Below are 18,735 nucleotides of genomic sequence, written 5' to 3'. Positions count from 1 at the left end.
AAAGATGGGAAATAAATTACTCTTCTGAGCTGGTGATCACAATAACAGCTTCATGTTTTGCTTCCCCAAATGATTTTACTATTTGCTCCCTTGTAAGAATATTGATGGAGCGGAAAGTTTTCTGATCTAATGTCATGAAGAGGGTTTCATTTGTCGGCTCCATAGGATGACCGTTTACCACATATAAAAATGAGCTGTCGTTTCCGTATTTGTTCAACAAACTGTCGTATTGGGGCGATTTGCTGCGTAATAGTGTCTGTACCCTTTTGCGGGCAAAAGGTTTGGTTTCTATATATACGACGCCATTTTCGGCCTGGCTGCCGTATTTCAATACCGCTTTGGACCCTTTGGCAATGGTCATCAATCCAATGCGATCCGGAGATACCTGGCCAACAACGGCCTGGGTCACCACCACACTATCCAGTACATACACCGGATCATCGTCTGCTACGGCCTGCGCCATAGCACCTGTGAACATAAAAAGGGAGCTGACAAGTAAGATCCATGCTTTCATCATAATAAACCAGTTGGGTTAAAGGCGAATCTTACGAAGATAAATGAATTAATTATAGGCGCGGTAGTGCTGGTACATTTCGAGTTCCTGTACAATGACTTCAATGTCTTTATCTTCCTGTTTGTCATAATCGCTTTTGAGATTACCGCCAAAGAAAAAAGCAACGGTTTGCCATACACGGGCATTAAAACCACCTTTCAATTCTTTGATAATTTCATAACAATTCTGACCTGTTTCACGGTCGATCAGTTTCATGAGCACTTTACCCTGGTATACGGAGAGATTTTCCAGTTTATCACCAAACTGGGCTTTCAGTTCTTTTTCTTTAGTAGCCAGGAAAGCTTTGCGTTCCCTTTTATTCATGTTGGCCATGCTGGCATTCACATCTTTCAGCACTTTTGCTGCAGACCTGGCATAGGGATAGGTAACATATACCGCATTCCGTAAACGGCTCCAGCGTTCGCGTTCTTTGCGCAATGCTTTCGGCATTTTTTCCACAACGTCGAATATGGCCAGTGTGATCACCGGGATGGTATCTTTTCCCACCACGATAGCGTGTAATGGGATAACGTCTGCGCCATGTGCTTCCTGGGCCATCGCGCCTGTATGGCAAAGGGATATCCCCAATACCAGGAAAACAGAAACGATAATTTGTTTGAAACGAAGGCGCATAGTTTACTTAACGTTGCTTAGATATAGAATGTTACCACAAGTTATAAAAGATTTCAGATTTGCGCCTAACTAAATAGTGTTACCGAACCGGCGTCATTCTTAACTTATTGATGGCGAAGTCACTGATCGCTTTTTCTACCGCAGGCAGATCTTTTCCAGTGAGCGCGGAGCCCATAACATGAGCGCCGGCGCCCGGAACAGGGATGGCAGCTTTCATGGTAGCCGGCGTACCCAGCTCCTGCTCCATCTCCAGGATGGCAGATACTTTTACAGTGGGGTCCTGGTGGGTTTCATCTTTATAATAATAGAGATTCAATACCGGTTGCTGTATTTTTTCAAAGGTGGCAGGCGTCATAGCGGATGCCAGCAGATTTTGCAGTTGCACTACAGCTTCCAGGCGATAACTGTTATTCCAGTACTTTGCCCGTGTAGTGTCCGTATCTGTGCCACGGCGAAAATCTCCTTTACTGACCCACCGGGCGAGCTGCAGTCCCCAGGGACCATTCGCCAGAAATGCCAGTTTATCGTTAATGGCTATATTAGGCGACATATTTATCAGCGCATATACGTCGCGGGGATAAGCGGCTGCCAGTTGCAACGCCAGTGTTCCGCCAGTGGAGGTTCCCATCAGGATCACTGTGTCGCCCAGTGCTTTGCCTATGCTCAATGCTTCTTCTGCGTCTTCCCATAATCCCTCCGCAGTCATGTGTAACAACGGATCAGAAGTATCTATGCCATGTCCATCCAGTCGTGATAAATACAAGTTACAGCCGAAACGTTTCGCAAAATCACGATGCACAGGATTTCCCTCTTCCTGGCTGGCGGAAAAACCGTGGAGATAAACTACCGCATAAGGTGTTTTACGGTGCAGGGAATCATGCCACACAATGCGTGCTTCATTATCCGGTTTCAGCCGGTGTTGTGCTTCCTTGTTATGGATATAGGCTTCCAGTGCCGGACCGGCTGGCGGGACAGGTGGTAATGTGTGATTATATACGGGTGTTGCCGGTTTGGGTCCGAGCAAATATACCACGGCAAGCGTGGCTATAACGATGAGGGCTATACGCAACCACCTACGCATCATAAGGACATTTAATAGCTAAATGTAGATAAGAATTCTGATATTGACATGCACCGGAACCGGATTTAATAAAGAAAAAATCCTCCGGCAGCATCGCCACCGGAGGATTTCTTCTTATAAAATACAGGCAGCGCCTATCTTCTTCTTACTTTCTGATAAATACTCATAAAAGTACCCACCACGGTAATGATGATCCCTAACCACAAAACGTTGATATAAGGGAATATCAGGGCTTTCATCACGATATAATCGCTGAAACCGGCGGCTTCTTTGACCTTCAGCTCGATCTTGTTCTCTGCAGGCATTATCTTGGAGAACCTTACATTCAGTCCCAGCGGCGCCAACGTATCTTCCACACTATACTGATAGCTGCTGTCGCGGATGAAGTAGATCGGCTGTAACTTAAAGTGGTCGTCTGTTTGAGTGTATACCTCCAGCTCTGCGCCTACCGCCAGGTCACCATTTTGTGGCACATAATTGCGGCTTTCCGGTTTGGTGTTCAATCCTTTCAGTACAATAAATCCTTTGGAGAAGAATACGGAATCACCCTGTTTCATCAGGTGTGATACGTACGGAGTAGTATCCGCTTTCGCTTCTTCTTCTTTGTTAGGTGCAGCAGATACGTAGGTGTAGATATCCTTTGTCAGATAGTGTCTGGAAGCAGGATTGGAGGAAATAGAGTTTTCTTTCCTGTTTACAAACGCATCCGGGTAAAGGGTAAACCGTTCTACAACGTTACCGGTTGCTTTATCCTTCTTCTCATAATTTACCTTGTAATAGGTTTTCGCATCACCTTTTGCAATAGAATCGCCGGTATAGGTTACATGATAATCGCCCATTTGTACCGGTACGTCTTTTGGCAGCATGATGTTTTCGCGCGGATTTTGCTTGCTTTCTTTCCTGAAGAAGCCATCATTCAGCATCTTCATGCGATCATAGGAGATCACTTCCATTTTGGCGGAAGAAATGAGTATACCTAACAGCACCATACCAAAACCGATATGTGCTACAGAAGCACCTGCGTTTTTCAGCTTGCCTTTCAGACCGGAGAAAATATAAGTCACGTTACCCACAATGGCGTAAATGCTGGCAAACAGCATCATGTAAATAGCCGTGAGGAACCCGGCGCCATATTTATCGAAGGTGATGGTACCTTTCCAGGCGATCAGGCCGGTCAACAGTAAAGACACCAATGTAGGAATTGCCAGTTTTTTGGTAAGTTCTCCACGGGGAGTATCCTTATATCTCATGAATTGTACAATGGCGGTTAATACACCCAGTACAATGGCAATCCAGATCTGAATTTTGTTATAATGGAAAATGACATCTGATGGCGGCGCAATATCGTTCGTATTGAGCAGTCCTTTGAGGCCGGTGAAGCTCATCAGCTTATTCCACACCGGGATCGAAGTGGTGAAGGTTACCTGGATAGCGGCAATCAGCATAATCAGGGAACCCACGAACAGCCAGAACTCACGGGAGTAGCTGTTTTCCTCCTTCTTCACAGATGGAATTTCTTTTCTGCGTATGACCAGCAATGTGATAGATGGTATGGTAAATACCAGCATCGCAAACAGTAACTGTGCTGTCATCCCCATGTCCGTAAACGAGTGTACGGAAGTATCTCCCAGCACACCGCTTTTGGTAAGGAAGGAGGAATAGAGGATCATTACATAAGAAATAAAGAAAAAGAAGATGGTAGACTTCAGCGAGTGCCCGGTTGCTTTGTAGGCCAGCAGGGTGTGTACACCAGCTACCATGGTAAGCCACGGTACCAGGGAGGCATTTTCTACCGGATCCCAGGCCCAGTAACCACCGAAGTTCAGGGATTCATAAGCCCATGCGGCACCCATCATGATGCCTGTACCCAGTAAGGCAATGGCAAACAGGCCCCATGGCTGTACTGGTTTTACCCAACCGGTATAATCGCGGGTCCAAACCCCGGCAAAAGCGAAGGCAAAAGGAATGATCATGGAAGCAAAGCCCAGGAACAGGATCGGCGGGTGAATCACCATCCAGTAGTTCTGGAGGGTTACGTTCAGACCGTTTCCATCGTGGATATGCTGCATGTAGTCAGCCGTCTGGAAAATAGGTGCCAGTTGGTTTTCGGGCGCCTGACGCAGGAGCATAAACGGATTGCTGCCTACTTTGTAACCCAGGATGAATATGCCAAGCAGCATGCTGGCCATAATCAGCTGTGCAAGCGAAAAAATGGTCATTACCGGCGCTTCCCATTTTTTGGAAGTACGGATCAAGACAATGCCCAGTATACTATTCCAGATACTCCAGAGCAGGAAGCTACCTTCCTGGTCGGACCAAAGGCTGGATAAAAGATATTGGATAGGCAAGTCACGGGACGTATTACGCCATGCGTATTTATATTCAAAAAAGTGATTATACAGAATATAGTACAGGCAGGAGAAAACACCGATCACGGCAGCAGACTGGATGACGAAAGACCAGCGTGCCAGTCGTTTCCAGGATTCCTGTAAAGAAGGTTCTTTTAATTTAACGGCATTATAATAAGCAACCGTGGCTACTATAGATGCTACAAATGCCAGTATGGCAAAGAAGTGGCCTAGTTGGCCCGGCAGTAAATGTTCCCCTACAAACTTCATAAAATTCCTCTAGAGATGTGAATATTCCGGCATTGCGCATTTTGAAATAACTGTTCATGCCGGTGTATGCCGGACAACCCTTCAAAATGTTCAAATAGTTACTTTAAAGTTGTTTATTGCCGACCACCACCTGGTCGTCTTTATATTTAGAAGGACATTTCATCAGAATTTTGCTGCAATGAAATTCGCCTCCTTCCATTTTACCAGTGAGTACAATGGATTCAGCTTTCTCGAAGTCGGTTGGCTTGGCTCCGTAGAATACTACTTTATGTGATTCCCCGGTTTTATCGTGTACATAGAAGCTAAATAAGTTAGCATCTTTGATGGGATCGTAGTTCATAGCTTTTAATGTATCGAGCTTCCCGATCACATGAAACTCTTTTCCTTCCTTTTCACGGGCTGTTGCAAAAGTTTCATAGGTACTGAAATCCCCCACCATTGTTACTATCACTCCAATTGCTACCGCAATTACCACCAGCAGAATAATATTTGTTTTTTTCATATGAAAATTATCTTCCCTATTGATTTGATTCAAACAGCAAAACCCTTTACCAGCGCGCACCTAACCTCTCTTGCCTTTTCCTTTCTTTTAATTGTTTCCGATTAATCGGCAAAATTAAGTCAAAATGACCTTCTTCGGACAAATTTTATATAAAAGGCAATTCTTTTTAACAGAAGGAGGGCTGTAAGTAAACATAATCCTATCTTTGCGCGGAATTTAGAAAAGTACGATTTTATCATGGCAGATTTATCACAATTTGACCCTAACTCAGTTGGTCTTTTATCCAACAACGTTTTTGGCTTACCTTTTTCTGAGGACGAAGCCCGGCTGGTATTATTACCTGTTCCCTGGGAAGTAACCGTATCTTATAATAATGGTACAGCCCGTGGACCAGAGCGTATTTTCAGGGCCTCCTTTCAGATCGATCTTTATGATGCTGATGTGAAAGATGGCTGGAAACAGGGTTTTTACATGCGTGAACCAGATAAGCACCTGTTACTACGCAGCGATTACCTGCGTAAAGAAGCAGAGCTGTACCTGAAATTCCTGACTGAAGGGGGAGATATTTCTGAAAATGAATTTCTGAAAAAAACACTGGTAGACGTAGGGAACGGTACCCGTGCCATGAACGAATGGGTATACACCCAAACCAAAGCTTTGCTGGAAAAAGGCAAGCTGGTAGGACTGGTAGGCGGTGATCACAGTACACCACTGGGCTTCTTCAAAGCCATTGGTGAACACGCCGGCGACTTCGGTATTCTCCAGATCGATGCACACTGCGATTTGCGGGACGCTTACGAAGGATTCACTTATTCCCATGCCTCTATTATGTACAATGCCCTGGCAGAAGTACCGCAACTGTCGAAACTGGTACAGGTAGGTATCCGCGACTATTGTGAAGAAGAAGTAGATTATATTAATAACAGCGAAGGCCGCGTAGCGACCTTCTTCGATAAACAAATCAAAGAAAGACAATTTGAAGGGGAAACCTGGCAGTCGATCTGCGACAGCATTGTAGCTACCCTGCCACAGCAGGTATATATCAGCTTTGATATCGACGGGCTGGATCCTAAACTGTGTCCGCATACAGGTACGCCGGTAGCGGGTGGTTTTGAAGTAGAACAGGTATATTATCTCTTTAAGCGGGTGCTGGCCAGCGGCCGCAAGCTGATTGGGTTTGATCTGAATGAAGTGAGCGCTTCCCACGACGAATGGGATGCTAACGTAGGTGCCCGCGTATTGTTCAAACTGTGTAACCTGTTGATAAGTTCTAATTCTTAATCTTACATTCCTGTACATGCATAGTTTGCGCATCCTGCATCCCAACACCAGTAGTAGAATCCGGTTATTACCGGTAATGCACGGTTTGGTTGGCATCCTGTTCCTGATTAACGCGATTGCCGTATACCGCAGTCCGCAGCCTAACTGGTTCCTGGTGGTCTTTTTCCTGGCAGTAGGGTTACTGGCGATAGCATTTCCCTTCAGCATGAAGCGGTTTAAACAGTTTTCGGAAGCCAATACTGTCGCGCGGATGATAGAAGCACTGATCTGCTTTACAGGTAGTTTGTATTTTTTGTCGCACCTGCAGCCACTGAGCGCTTTGTTTTCGTTCCTGACAGGTATTGGTTTAGCGTATGTAGGCTGGATGGAATATATCATCTTTAAGCCTTCCTATGTAAAACTGGATACCACCGGTATTACACTCCCCACCACCTTCTCTAAAAAGCTGGTTGGCTGGAACGAGCTGAATAACGTAATTTTGCGGAACGACTTACTGACAATAGACTATAAAAATAACAAGATTCTGCAGCTGGAAATACTGGATGAACCGGGCAAAGAAGAAAGAGAAACATTAAATACTTTCTTTCAGAGCAGGGTTCAGTAAACAATTTCCGCCAGCAGGCCATAAAATCACAAAATGTTAAAACAGACACCTTACATATTATATTCTGACGGTGAAGGGAATATTTTTGAAGATACCAGCATGTATGTAACCGGCCGTAGTGGCTGGGATGCATGGCCGGTGGAAGCAGATGAGTGGATCGAATTACCGGAAGGAGGTAATTTGTATGAGTTGCCCGGACGCCGTGGTATTGGTATCAATGCCGCCACCGGCGATATGCAGCTTTGTGATAAAGGATGGGCCGTAGCTGCCTTCATTCCGCCGGCACATACCGGTTTTTACCTGGCAGCATACGAAACCATGCCGGACGCGCCTACACTGCCGCTGTTTTGCTACACGGCTGTGGGCTGGCTGGATGGCAAGTTTTATGTACCCGCTACCCGTATTGAAGCCGATATCCGCCAGGAATGCGCCGGATTCGACGCCAAAAAGGTGAAACAAGGCGTAAAAACACTGACAGAAGCCTATCCGCATAACAGGCTGGTACAGCACCTGGCAGAGAACTGTGCCCTGACTTATGAGTGTCCTGCTGCGCGTAATTACTTTATGGGAAGATGGGAATGCCCTATTCCTTCCTCACCCGCATGTAATGCCAACTGCGTTGGCTGCATTTCATTCCAGCCGGAGGAAGAAAGCATTGTTTCTACGCAGGACCGTTTGCGTTTTAAACCAACTGCAGCAGAAATTGTAGAATACACCGTGCCACACCTGGAAACTGCGCCCTTCCCTATCGTGAGCTTTGGCCAGGGTTGCGAAGGCGAGCCTTTACTGATGTGGGAAACCATCCGGGAGTCTATCATCGAAATACGTAAACATACACCTAAAGGCAGTATCAATATCAACACCAACGGGAGCAAGCCTGATGCCGTAAGAGCCCTGTGTGAAGCAGGTTTGAACAGTATCCGTGTGAGCCTGAACTCTGCCCAGGAAAAATATTATACCCCTTATTACCGTCCTAACAACTATGCTTTTGAAGATATCATCGAAAGCCTGAAAGTAGTACGCGAATTTGGTGGCTGGACATCGATCAACTACTTTGTATTCCCGGGCATGACCGATAGTGCAGATGAATACGAGGCACTGCGCAAACTGATCCGCGAAACGGGCCTGAATATGATTCAGTGGCGTAACTTCAACATCGATCCGGACTGGTACCTGGGTAAACTGGGCATCACAGAAACCGGAGAATGTTTGGGTGTGAAACAATTACAGGAACTGATCCATGAGGAATTCCCCGATCTTAAATTCGGTTATTTCAATCCGCCAATGGAGCGCATTACGGGTGACTATATGGAGGATTTCGCACATTGATTAAGCATAAGGCATAAAGCCGAAAGCAAAAAGCTATAAAAGCGAATGACCAAAGCGGAAAGTTTAAATACTCGCTTTGGTCATTCGCTTTTATAGCTTTTTGCTTTCGGCTTTATGCTTTATGCTTCTATATCAACTTTCAACTTCTTCAAACCGATACTGGCGTGCATACGCCGAAGGCGACATGCCTGTTACCTTGCGGAATACCCGGTTAAAGGTGATAGGATTGTTGTAGCCGGTGGCATAGGCTACAGCAGCGATACTATCGAAATCTCCATTAATGATTTTCTTACAAGCCACATTAATCCTGATTTCATTCAGGAATTCAAGATAAGTTTTGCGGGTATGTTTCTTAAAATATTTACAGAAGGCATAGGTTGTCAGATGGGCTACTCCCGCAATTTGCCCGAGTGAAATATTCTCCGCGTAATGCTCCAGTGTATATTGATAAATATCGTTCATGCGCAATCCTTCCGATTCGCTGTAGGAGTGCCTGGAGAACCCGGTGGATAAAGACTTCCATTCCTTCACCTGTTTGGAGAAATACACCAGCATGCCCACAAATGCCAGGAGCCGCTCTGCACCGCTGAGACGCGAGATTTTTAAAATATCTGCGCCTATTTTTTCGGCGTGATCAGCAGGTAATTGAAGGCTGTTGGCAGTAAGCTGTAAGAATTTGCGGACCGTTTCCATTTCCTTTAAGGAAAACAATCCCTGCAACGCCTGTTCATGATCGAAGAAAATATGAATAGCGTGAATATTCTTCTCCTGTAAATTTTCAAAATACCGGGCATCCCCTTTAAACATATGCGGTTGGTTAGCACCAATCACATAAATTTCCCCGGCCTTAAATGGCTGGGTATAATTGCCGGCAATGAGTGTGCCTTCTCCCTTTATGATGAGTGTAACCTGTGCCTCCTTATGACGATGCAGATAATTATAGAAGTATGGGAGAATATCTTCCTGTATCACTACAGCACCTTGCTCGGCCACGGGAACAGTAAATTGAATTACTTTCATTAACCAATTTTACTACTTTTTAAGCAAAATTAGCATTTTGAGGACAATAATTGTAAAGTCTTTAACAATTTCGACCATATCCCGGGCCGGGCATCATATGTTTTCCCTACTGTGCCAGGCTGGATGCCGGCGCGGCAGCTTTGTGCGTTGCCAGCTTCTTTTGCAGCCACCAGAACCCTGCTCCTGACAATACACAACCGAGGGCGGTCAGCACCCACCAGGGCTTAAATCCGAGATGTTGTACCACAAAAGCGCCGGTAGTAGGCGATACGATATTGGCCAGCGAATAAGAGATGGTATACAGGGCTGCATATTGTCCGCGGTTATGATCCTTACTTCTGGCAATCCAGAAACTGTTCATAAAAGGAAGGCAGAACATTTCACCGAAGGTGATCACGACCATAAACAAGCCCGCTACCGCCCAGAACGGCGGCAATATACTCAGCAAGAGGTAGGAGATACATACCATCACCGCCCCCCTCGCGATGAATACAAGATTGGGGCGTGTACCCTCCAGCCGGTACACCATGATCATTTCCACCAGGGCAATGAGAATACCGTTGATAGACATGTTCAGGCCTATCTGCCATTCTTCCATGTGCATCACGTCTTTAAAATACAAGGGAACGATACTGCTGAACTGGAACAGGCAAATGGCATTCACGGTAGCAAATAATAGGAACCACAGGTAAATAGCGTCCTTCCATACTTTATCTTCCTTCATCACCTTTGCTTTTTCGGCTTTAGCCGGTGCAGGCACCGGTGGCAGGAAAATTCGCATCAGTACTGCGGCCGCCATACAGGTAAATCCATCTACCCAAAAAAGTAACTGGTAGCTGAAGCTGGCCAGAATACCGCCCACAGCCGGGCCTACCGACCAACCCAGGTTCACAGCCAACCGGTTTAATGCATAGGAGCGGGTACGGTTTTCAGGAGCGCTATAAGCCGCTACAGCAATGCTGTTGGCCGGCCGGAAGGCATCTCCCACAGAGCTCATCACGAATACACAGATACATATTTGCTCAAACGTGCGCATCTGACCCAATAAAAGGAACAATAATCCGTTAGAGAAGAGGCTCCAGAACTGTACCTGGTAAAAGCCAATTTTGTCAGATAACCATCCGCCCAGCAGCGCGCCCACAATAGCGCCGCAGCCAAAACAAGCCATCACAAGGCCTGCCTGGGCAATAGAGAAATGTAGATGTTGTGTGAGGTACACCGTCATAAAAGGAATGACCATGGTACCACTACGATTGATCAGCAACACCAGTGATAACCACCAGGTAGCAGGGGAAAGGCCGGTGTAGGCATTCTGATAAAGACGGATAGTTTGTTTTGCGAGGTTCATAAAATTGGCGAAAAAAAATAAATAGCAAAAACCGGATTAACAGCACAGTTTTTGCAAAGATCCGGAATTCATCTTTTGATGAGTGATTATTTTTTCTGGATCAAAACATTAACTTTGGTCAAAACAGGCGCTCAATAGAGTTATCATGGAGGAAAAAAACGGTAAAAAAAATATTCAGGCACTAGGCATTACTATCGGCGTTCATGCGTTGCTGTTAGTAGCGCTTATATTTACCGGCTTTTCTGCTCCTCCACCCCTGCCCGACCAGGATCTGGGGATGGAAGTGAACCTGGGTACCTCTGATGAAGGGATGGGAACCGAGCAACCACTGAATCCCAATCCACCCAGCGCAGCAGCTCCGGAACCGGCACCTGCCGAAAGCCCTGTTACTGCTGCAAAAGATGCCAGCGAACCTCCTCAGGACATTGCCACACAGGATGAAGAAGAAGCTCCCGAAGTGAAAAAGCCGGAAAAGCCAGTAGAGAAGCCCAAAGAGCTTCCTAAAAAACTGGAACCCAAACCGGTGGTGAAACCTGCTAAAAAGCCTACAGAAGCACCTCCCAGACCTGCACCACCTGCTCCTAAACCTAAAGCAGTATTTGGCGGCGGTACCGGTAACAGTGCTAATAGCGGTAACAATGCCAACGGTTCCAACAATGCCACCGGAGAAGGAAATACCGGCAAACCCGGCGATCGTGGCCAACTGGGAGGCAACCCTAACGGCGGCGGATATACGGGCGGCGGACTCGGAGGAGGACGTTCCGATTTTCACCTCAATGGCAGAAGCCTGATCGGACGACCACAAGTCACCTACGATGGTACCGAAACAGGCTATGTAGCCATCAATATTAAAGTAGACCAACAAGGAAATGTGACGGCTGCCACTTTTAGTATGAAAGGGTCCACCATCAGCAATCCACAGCTGATTGAAATTGCAAAAAAAGCAGCCAGAAGCGGACAACTGAAATATAATGCCAATCCGGATGCTCCTGAAGAACAGTTTGGGACCATACGTTTCTATTTTAAAGCTGAATAATAATTACCGTGTTTTAAATATCGTATAGCTGTGTATTCACTGCTATCGCCGTATTAAAAACCGGACCCGGATTTCCTATAACTCTACCTATGACTTCAAGAGCAACAAAGAGCAAGATTTTCGTGTCATTTCGAGAAACCTATTTTTTATCGCCAGTAATGATTGTAAGACTAAACCGTATCCTTTTCAGCACATCAGTACTGCTACTACTGACTTATGCCGCTATGGCACAAACTTTTCCGGGATACAATAACAGCAACCATGCGGGCATTTATGGCGTGCTATCCAACCCCGCCAGTGCTGCTGGCTATCGTTATAAATGGGATGTCAATATCGTGGGAGTAGACGTAAATGCCGGCAACACGTATGCGAGTATACCCAAGTCTGTATTGTTCAGTATGCCCGACACCCTCCGCCGCAACCGCGATTATTTCCTGGATGAAGGTGCCAACAGGAAACAAAATGGCTGGGGAATGGCAGAAGTGATGCTGCCCTCTGTATTATACGCGATCGATGAAAAACAATCAGTATCATTTGTGTGGCGCATGCGTAGCAGTGGCAATGCCGGAAATGTAACTACCCCTATCGCTAATTTCTTTGGAGTAGATTACCCCAACACCGGGTATCGTAATGTTAATTTAAGTATTCCGCAAACAGGTGTTAGCGCCCATATCTGGCATGAGCTGGGATTAAGCTATGCGCGTGTTTTAAAAGAAACTTATACAGGTCGCTGGAAAGCCGGCGTTACCCTTAAACTGCTGAGCGGTGTGGCGGCCGGTTACGCTTCTGCAAAGGATGTGGCATTTCGCCTCAATAATAACCAGGATGCTACTATTAGCAGCGGTACGCTGCGCTATGGCTATAACAAAGAACTCGATCACTGGGAATCGCCTGCACAAAGCAACCTGAAACTGTTTGAAAACGCCGGTGTGGGTGCCGATATCGGCGTAATATATGAGTACCGCCCCGACAATGGCGGCTTCGGCTCTTATGAAAACACAGATGCCGACGACTACAAATTTCGTATAGGCGTTTCCATTACAGATATCGGTAAAATCAAATACACCAAAGGATCCATTAATACAGATCTTAGCCTGGTGAAAGACCATATAGTGCCCAAAGACATTGAATACCGGAAAAACGAGAGCCTGCAACAATATGCACGCCGGTTGAATAAATATTTCACTCCATTGCCTGGCGACTCTACTTTCAATATGACCTTGCCAACTGCCCTGAACCTGATGGGTGATTACAATATTGACGGTCGATTTTTTGTAAGTACACAGGTAGTGATTGCATTAACCGCTGGTCAGACAGATATCAGCAAAACCTATGCACTTACCCAATTGAATATTACGCCGCGTTATGAAACACAGATCTTTGGAGCCTACCTACCTATGTCTATCAACCATAACGGCCAGGCTGATATTGGTGCTGCATTTCGTGTAGGCCCCCTGCTGCTGGGCTCTTCTACTCTTTTTACCAACCTTTTTGAAAGACGTATCGATCATGCGGCCGCTTTCGTAGCTTTGCGGTTAAATTCAAGCATGTTCCAACGGGGCGATAGCAAAGGTGGCAAAGGCCAACTGGGTTGCCCGGTTAATTATTAAAAATATGGCCTCTTACAAAGAAACCCTGGACTATCTTTTCGCGCAGCTACCCATGTTCACCCGGGTGGGCGCCAGTGCATTTAAAACAGATTTACATAATACACTGGCGTTGCTGGAGATATTGGATCATCCGCAACATCACTTTAAAACCATCCACGTTGCCGGTACCAACGGGAAAGGCTCTTCCAGCCATATGCTGGCGGCTATTTTCCAGCAGGCAGGCTACAAAACCGGATTATATACTTCTCCACACTTACTGGATTTCAGAGAGCGTATCCGCATCAATGGCCAGGTAGTGCCGGAAGAATTTGTGATCCGTTTTACAGAACAAATGCGGTCGCATATCGGAGATATACAACCTTCTTTCTTTGAGCTGACGGTAGCTATGGCCTTCCAGTATTTCCGCGAACAGGCCGTAGATATCGCCATCATAGAAGTGGGACTGGGCGGACGTTTGGACAGTACCAATGTTATTACCCCTGAACTATCGCTGATCACTAATATCAGCTTTGACCATAAAAATATTTTAGGAGATACCCTCCCCCAGATAGCCAGAGAAAAAGCCGGTATTATCAAAGCAGGCGTACCGGTAGTTATCAGTGAAACGCAATCAGAAGTAGCCCCTGTTTTTATCGATACAGCTGCCGCGCTAAACGCTCCTATTCACTTTGCGGACCAGGAATGGATGGAGTCTTCCAGTGCTATCAACGGTAGCCACCTGGATATAACGTTACTGGATACACGCCAGCAAATAATGCGTCAGTTACAACTCGACCTGAATGGCCAATACCAGGAAAAAAATGTGATGGGGGTATTATCTGCTGTTAAAGTATTACAACAAAACGGATGGCATATTACCTGGGAACACGTCAGTGCCGCCCTGTCGCATGTAAAAAAACTTACTGGCTTAAGAGGCCGCTGGGATGTTATTCAGCAGCATCCTCTCACAGTGCTCGATGTGGGACATAATGAGGCGGGTATCCGGGAAATCATGGAACAACTGGGCCATGTCAACTATCAACAGTTGCATATTGTAGTGGGCTTTGTAAAAGACAAGGAAGTAGAAAAAGTGCTGCCTTTATTTCCCACTACTGCCCATTATTATTTTTGTAAAGCACAAATTCCCCGTGCCCTGGACGAAGTAGCGCTGGCAGAAATGGCGGCAGCCAGCGGATTACATGGACATGCCCATGCTTCTGTGCAGGCAGCCTTACAGGCAGCCAGGCAACATGCCCAGCAGGATGATCTGATCCTGGTATGTGGAAGCTTTTTTGTGGTGGCGGAAGTGATGTAAACTACTTCATGCCCATTTTACCCAGATGCAGCAACGCGTAGAAGATACAGGTGGTGTGCAGACTTTGTTCGATCTTGTTGTCCAATACCAGTTGCTGCAGTTCTCCCAGCGGCATCGTTACAATTTCAATTTCTTCGTTATGATCCAGTTGCTGCTCCTGCACCTTTACGCCGCCGGTAGCTAGGAACATATACGTATAATTATTGCTGGACGCAGGATTGGGCGCAATAGTCCCTAATGATATCCATTCTTTAAATTCGTAACCGGTTTCTTCCAGCATTTCCCGTTGCATGGCAAATAGTGGAGAAGGATCGCTGGGGTCCATAGTACCACCGGGAATTTCCAGCAGTGTTTTTCCTATTCCGTGCCGGTATTGACGAATCATAATCACCTGTCCGTCTTCCCGCAATGCCACACCATTTACCCAGTTATTGTATTCCAGTACATAATACGGTGCTATTATTTTACCAGAAGGTGTTTCGCATTTGTCCTTGCGAGCAGTAAGCCAGCCGTCTTTAAACAGGTATTCCGACGACAATAATTTCCAATCCATATTCATATATCAAAGCTTTACCAATCCATTCTTTCCTTCAGGCGCAATATGTGCTCGAGGTGATGTTTTCCATGCCAGGCATAATTGGCCGCATGGGTTTTCAAATTATGCTGCGTTCCATTGGCCGGATGAATAAATGTCCGTTCCCACTCGGCCGGCGTTAAGTGTTCCATCAGGGAGGTCCAGCGGGTATGCAGTGCATGTAGCAGCGTAATGGACATATTGATAGGTGTAAACTTCACATCCGGCAATAGTGCCCAGGCGCCTTCTTCATATGGCTTGATGATGGGCGCGTCTTCTGTGAGAGCCAGCTTCATGCGGGTGTACCCGTTCATGTGACTGTCGGCGAGGTGATGTACTACCTGCGCTACCGTCCAGCCTTCGGGGCGATAGGGTGTTTGCAGTTGGTATTCATCCAGGTCCTGCACTGCGATTTCTATCAGCTGAGGCAGATAGTGAATGTCTTTAATAAACCCCTGCAGCATAGCAGGTGTATATTCCGGCAATGCTACAAAACGGCCAATAGGATATTTCAGTGCTTCCATTGGATATTGATTTTATTCTTCCCGCAGATCCTTGCCTGTAAGGTGAATGAACACATCTTCCAGGTTGGCTTTCTTTACTTCTTTTTGTCTTTCGAAACCGGAAGATACCAGTTGATCGATCAGTGCGTCCGGTGAGTTGATGGCAATGATACGCCCGCTGTCAACAATTGCGCAGCGATCGCAGAGGAATTCTGCTTCATCCATATAGTGGGTGGTGATCACTACAGTAGTGCCCTGGTTGCGTACCTGCTGGATCAGGTCCCAGAGGTTACGTCTGGCCTGCGGATCCAGCCCGGTGGTAGGTTCATCCAGGAAAATAATCTGTGGCTTGTTGATCAGGGTGGTAGCAATGGAAAAGCGTTGCTTCTGGCCCCCGGAAAGCTCTTTGAATTTTGCTTTGGCCTTATCTTCCAGGTTGAACATCCCCAGCAGTTGCATAGGCGATACCGGCTGGTTATAAAGGCCGCCGAACATTTCAATCAGTTCCACCAGGTTCAGTCCCGGGTAATAGCCGGAGCTTTGCAACTGTACACCGATAATCTTTTTGATGTCGTTAGGATCTTTGTCGAGGTCATAGCCGCCAACAATTACCTTTCCTTCCGTCTTATCCCGAAGTGTTTCAATAATTTCCAGGGTAGTTGATTTACCCGCACCATTAGGGCCTAGCAGGCCGAAGATCTCCCCTTCATACACCTCAAAGCTGATTCCTTTTACCGCGGTAAAATCCCCGTATTTTTTAACCAGGTTACTTACCTCAATGATCTTTTTCTTTTCCATGGGGGCAAATTAGTAAAAGTGGAGCAGAAAGCAGAGCGGATTTTGTCGTTGCGCGGGATTATACTGATAAGATAGAGGATATTTTAATGATTTAAAAAGATGATGGGAGATCGAAGCAGGTATACCCGCTCCGATCTCCCATCTTTCTTAGTAAAAAAATAAAAATCAGTGTAATCAGTTTAATCCTGTACAAAGACAAAATCCGCGCTGATCAACTTACTGCTTTATAAAGACTTGTGTAAAGAACGTGATTCTGCCTTTATCAGCGGTTCCAATACCGATCAGGGTGTAATCGCCCAGCATGTTTTTGCGGTGGCCAGGGCTTTTAATCCAGCCGTTAACCACTGCTTCCGCGTCAAGTGTACCATAGGCTACGTTTTCAGCGGCGCTGGAAACACGGCCCATTTTTTTGGAGACATTGGCTACCCGTTCTTCAAATCCTTCGTGCCCGAAGCCGGTGCTGCCGTTGGCCATATCGCGGCTATGGCGGAGCGCCTGCTGGCTGATGGTGGCATCCAGCTGTAAAGGCTTCAACCCCTTGGACTGACGAAACTTATTGGTGTAGTAAAGGATTTGCTCGGTCATACTACCACCGGCGTTACTGCTGTCTGCCGAACGGGTGGTGGCACGTGAACACGCGCTGGCCTGGAAAAAAGCAAACATCGCTAACAGTAACGTAAGGATCCGTTGGTTCTTCAAAATCAACATAGAATAAAAATGGTTAATAATTAAAAATAAATGATGGTTAATACTAAGACTATTAAAACAGCCTCATGTTTAACAACTGTTGTACCAGAAATTAAAAACGGTGTACCTGGAATGTTTTGTATTCCGGGTACACCGTTTTTTTACATATTTTTTGCTGTTAACCGTTCATGATGTGCTGCCAGGCATCCATCATGTTTTTGGAGCCGATGAAAATAGGCATCCGTTGGTGCAACTGCACCGGTTTAAGTTCCAGCAGTCGCTGCTTACTATTGGCCATGGCTACGCCACCGGCTTTTTCCATGATAAACGACATGGGATTACACTCGTAACAAAGTCTTAAACGTCCGGAGGAATATTTGCCGAAAGCCGGATACATAAAGATCCCTCCCTGGATGAGGGTACGATGTATTTCCGCGACCATGCATCCCACGAAACGATGACGATAAATACGCTCGTTTTCGTTGCGGGCCATGAAATGATCGATAGACTTACGGATCTTTTCCTCGTATAAGTGGTAGTAGCCAACGTTAACGGAGAAAATATCGCTGTCGGGCGGACATTTCAGGTTAGGATGCGACAGGCAGAACTCCCCGATGGAAGGGTCGAGTGTGAAGCCCTGTACACTGCGGCGGGTAGCATATACCATCATCGTAGAAGAACCATAAATGATATAGCCGGCGGCAATCTGGTAGGTACCTGGCTGCAGGAAGTCTTCCAGTTCACATTCCGTACCTTCAGGGCTAAGGCGGCGATATACCGAGAAAATGGTACCGATAGATACATTTACATCTATGTTACTGGAACCATCTAATGGATCCAGCAGTACCACATACTTTGATTTTTTGGAATGCTCATCATGGAAAGGGATGAAGTTTTCATTTTCTTCGGAGGCTACCCCACAGCAATAGATGCTGGTTTCCAGGGAACTGATAAATTGTTCGTTGGCAAATTCATCTAATTTTTTTACGGATTCGCCCTGCACGTTGGTCTTACCGGCTTCTCCGAGGATGTCCGCAATACCAGCCTTATTTACCTCCACATTTACCCTTTTCGCTGCCAGCCCTATATCGCGCAGCAAACCGGATAGCTGTCCGGTTGCACCCGGATAATTCCGCAATTCCTGGATAGTGAATTCATCCAGGGTCATTACTTTTTGCTTAAGATTCATAACGTTAGGTTGTATGAACGAAATTAAAGGAATTGCCACTATTTTAACGGGGGTGTCATTTATCCGCAAACAGAT

Annotated in this window: 18 protein-coding genes; 6 read left to right on the top strand and 12 right to left on the bottom strand. The window is 46.2% G+C overall.

Translation table 11 applies throughout. From position 1 onward, the window contains the following. Positions 1-16 precede the first annotated feature (16 nt). The 5 genes from J7623_RS15525 to J7623_RS15505 all read right to left on the bottom strand — a co-directional run bounded on the left by J7623_RS15525 (position 17) and on the right by J7623_RS15505 (position 5,387). Positions 17-517 carry a hypothetical protein gene (locus J7623_RS15525; RefSeq protein ID WP_291921775.1) on the bottom strand — a complete coding sequence of 167 codons (501 nt, stop codon included), beginning with the start codon at positions 515-517 and terminating at the stop codon, positions 17-19. A 45-nt stretch (positions 518-562) separates the two neighbouring features. Continuing rightward, the gene (locus tag J7623_RS15520) at positions 563-1,186 is read right to left on the bottom strand and encodes a DUF4294 domain-containing protein (protein WP_291921773.1); all 624 of its coding nucleotides are present in this window, start codon (positions 1,184-1,186) and stop codon (positions 563-565) included. A 79-nt stretch (positions 1,187-1,265) separates the two neighbouring features. Beyond that, the gene (locus tag J7623_RS15515; protein ID WP_291921770.1) at positions 1,266-2,270 is read right to left on the bottom strand and encodes an alpha/beta fold hydrolase; all 1,005 of its coding nucleotides are present in this window, start codon (positions 2,268-2,270) and stop codon (positions 1,266-1,268) included. Positions 2,271-2,401: 131 nt separating this feature from the next. Beyond that, positions 2,402-4,885, bottom strand: a complete 2,484-nt coding sequence (gene ccsA, locus J7623_RS15510; protein WP_291921767.1) for a cytochrome c biogenesis protein CcsA — start codon at positions 4,883-4,885, stop codon at positions 2,402-2,404. 103 nt (positions 4,886-4,988) lie between these two features. Further along, positions 4,989-5,387 (bottom strand): cytochrome c maturation protein CcmE, encoded by a 399-nt coding sequence (locus tag J7623_RS15505; RefSeq protein ID WP_291921763.1) that lies wholly within the window; start codon positions 5,385-5,387, stop codon positions 4,989-4,991. A gap of 237 nt (positions 5,388-5,624) precedes the next feature. Between J7623_RS15505 and J7623_RS15500 the strand changes: the two genes are divergently transcribed. From J7623_RS15500 to J7623_RS15490, 3 genes are read left to right on the top strand one after another with little or no spacing between them, the layout of a single operon-like run. Continuing rightward, positions 5,625-6,668 carry an agmatinase family protein gene (locus J7623_RS15500; protein WP_291921761.1) on the top strand — a complete coding sequence of 348 codons (1,044 nt, stop codon included), beginning with the start codon at positions 5,625-5,627 and terminating at the stop codon, positions 6,666-6,668. Positions 6,669-6,684: 16 nt separating this feature from the next. Continuing rightward, the gene (locus J7623_RS15495) at positions 6,685-7,272 is read left to right on the top strand and encodes a hypothetical protein (RefSeq protein WP_291921759.1); all 588 of its coding nucleotides are present in this window, start codon (positions 6,685-6,687) and stop codon (positions 7,270-7,272) included. A 33-nt stretch (positions 7,273-7,305) separates the two neighbouring features. Beyond that, on the top strand, positions 7,306-8,601 hold the full coding sequence (locus J7623_RS15490) for a radical SAM protein (RefSeq protein ID WP_291921755.1): 1,296 nt from the start codon (positions 7,306-7,308) through the stop codon (positions 8,599-8,601). 132 nt (positions 8,602-8,733) lie between these two features. On the opposite strand, the gene J7623_RS15485 is transcribed toward J7623_RS15490, so the two are convergent. Together J7623_RS15485 and J7623_RS15480 are read right to left on the bottom strand one after the other, a co-directional pair. Next, a complete protein-coding gene (locus J7623_RS15485) occupies positions 8,734-9,621 on the bottom strand; it encodes an AraC family transcriptional regulator (RefSeq protein ID WP_291921753.1) in 888 nt (295 codons plus the stop codon). A gap of 106 nt (positions 9,622-9,727) precedes the next feature. Further along, positions 9,728-10,969 carry an MFS transporter gene (locus tag J7623_RS15480; RefSeq protein ID WP_291921750.1) on the bottom strand — a complete coding sequence of 414 codons (1,242 nt, stop codon included), beginning with the start codon at positions 10,967-10,969 and terminating at the stop codon, positions 9,728-9,730. Positions 10,970-11,114: 145 nt separating this feature from the next. Between J7623_RS15480 and J7623_RS15475 the strand changes: the two genes are divergently transcribed. The 3 genes from J7623_RS15475 (at position 11,115) to J7623_RS15465 (ending at position 14,909) form a co-directional block, all read left to right on the top strand. Next, positions 11,115-12,005, top strand: a complete 891-nt coding sequence (locus J7623_RS15475) for a hypothetical protein (protein WP_291921747.1) — start codon at positions 11,115-11,117, stop codon at positions 12,003-12,005. Positions 12,006-12,163: 158 nt separating this feature from the next. After that, a complete protein-coding gene (locus J7623_RS15470; RefSeq protein ID WP_291921744.1) occupies positions 12,164-13,615 on the top strand; it encodes a DUF5723 family protein in 1,452 nt (483 codons plus the stop codon). Positions 13,616-13,619: 4 nt separating this feature from the next. Beyond that, a complete protein-coding gene (locus J7623_RS15465) occupies positions 13,620-14,909 on the top strand; it encodes a folylpolyglutamate synthase/dihydrofolate synthase family protein (RefSeq protein WP_291921741.1) in 1,290 nt (429 codons plus the stop codon). Position 14,910: 1 nt separating this feature from the next. Here the strand turns inward: J7623_RS15465 and J7623_RS15460 are convergent, their stop codons facing one another. The 5 genes from J7623_RS15460 to fbp form a co-directional block, all read right to left on the bottom strand. Beyond that, positions 14,911-15,462, bottom strand: coding sequence for an NUDIX hydrolase (locus J7623_RS15460; RefSeq protein WP_291921739.1), 552 nt, complete (start codon positions 15,460-15,462; stop codon positions 14,911-14,913). Positions 15,463-15,479: 17 nt separating this feature from the next. After that, positions 15,480-16,007: a YfiT family bacillithiol transferase gene (locus J7623_RS15455; protein ID WP_291921737.1), complete on the bottom strand. Its 528-nt coding sequence runs from the start codon at positions 16,005-16,007 to the stop codon at positions 15,480-15,482. 12 nt (positions 16,008-16,019) lie between these two features. Next, a complete protein-coding gene (locus J7623_RS15450) occupies positions 16,020-16,784 on the bottom strand; it encodes an ABC transporter ATP-binding protein (RefSeq protein ID WP_291921735.1) in 765 nt (254 codons plus the stop codon). Positions 16,785-17,000: 216 nt separating this feature from the next. Beyond that, a complete protein-coding gene (locus J7623_RS15445; RefSeq protein WP_291921732.1) occupies positions 17,001-17,492 on the bottom strand; it encodes a CAP domain-containing protein in 492 nt (163 codons plus the stop codon). A gap of 157 nt (positions 17,493-17,649) precedes the next feature. Further along, complete coding sequence (gene fbp, locus J7623_RS15440) at positions 17,650-18,660, bottom strand: class 1 fructose-bisphosphatase (RefSeq protein WP_291921729.1); 1,011 nt, start codon at positions 18,658-18,660, stop codon at positions 17,650-17,652. Between the last annotated feature and the right edge of the window lie 75 nt (positions 18,661-18,735).

Source organism: Chitinophaga sp. (assembly GCF_017745275.1).
Taxonomy (GTDB): domain Bacteria; phylum Bacteroidota; class Bacteroidia; order Chitinophagales; family Chitinophagaceae; genus Chitinophaga.
Note: the sequence above shows the minus strand (reverse complement) of the source record. Positions and strands in the feature narration are given on the sequence as shown.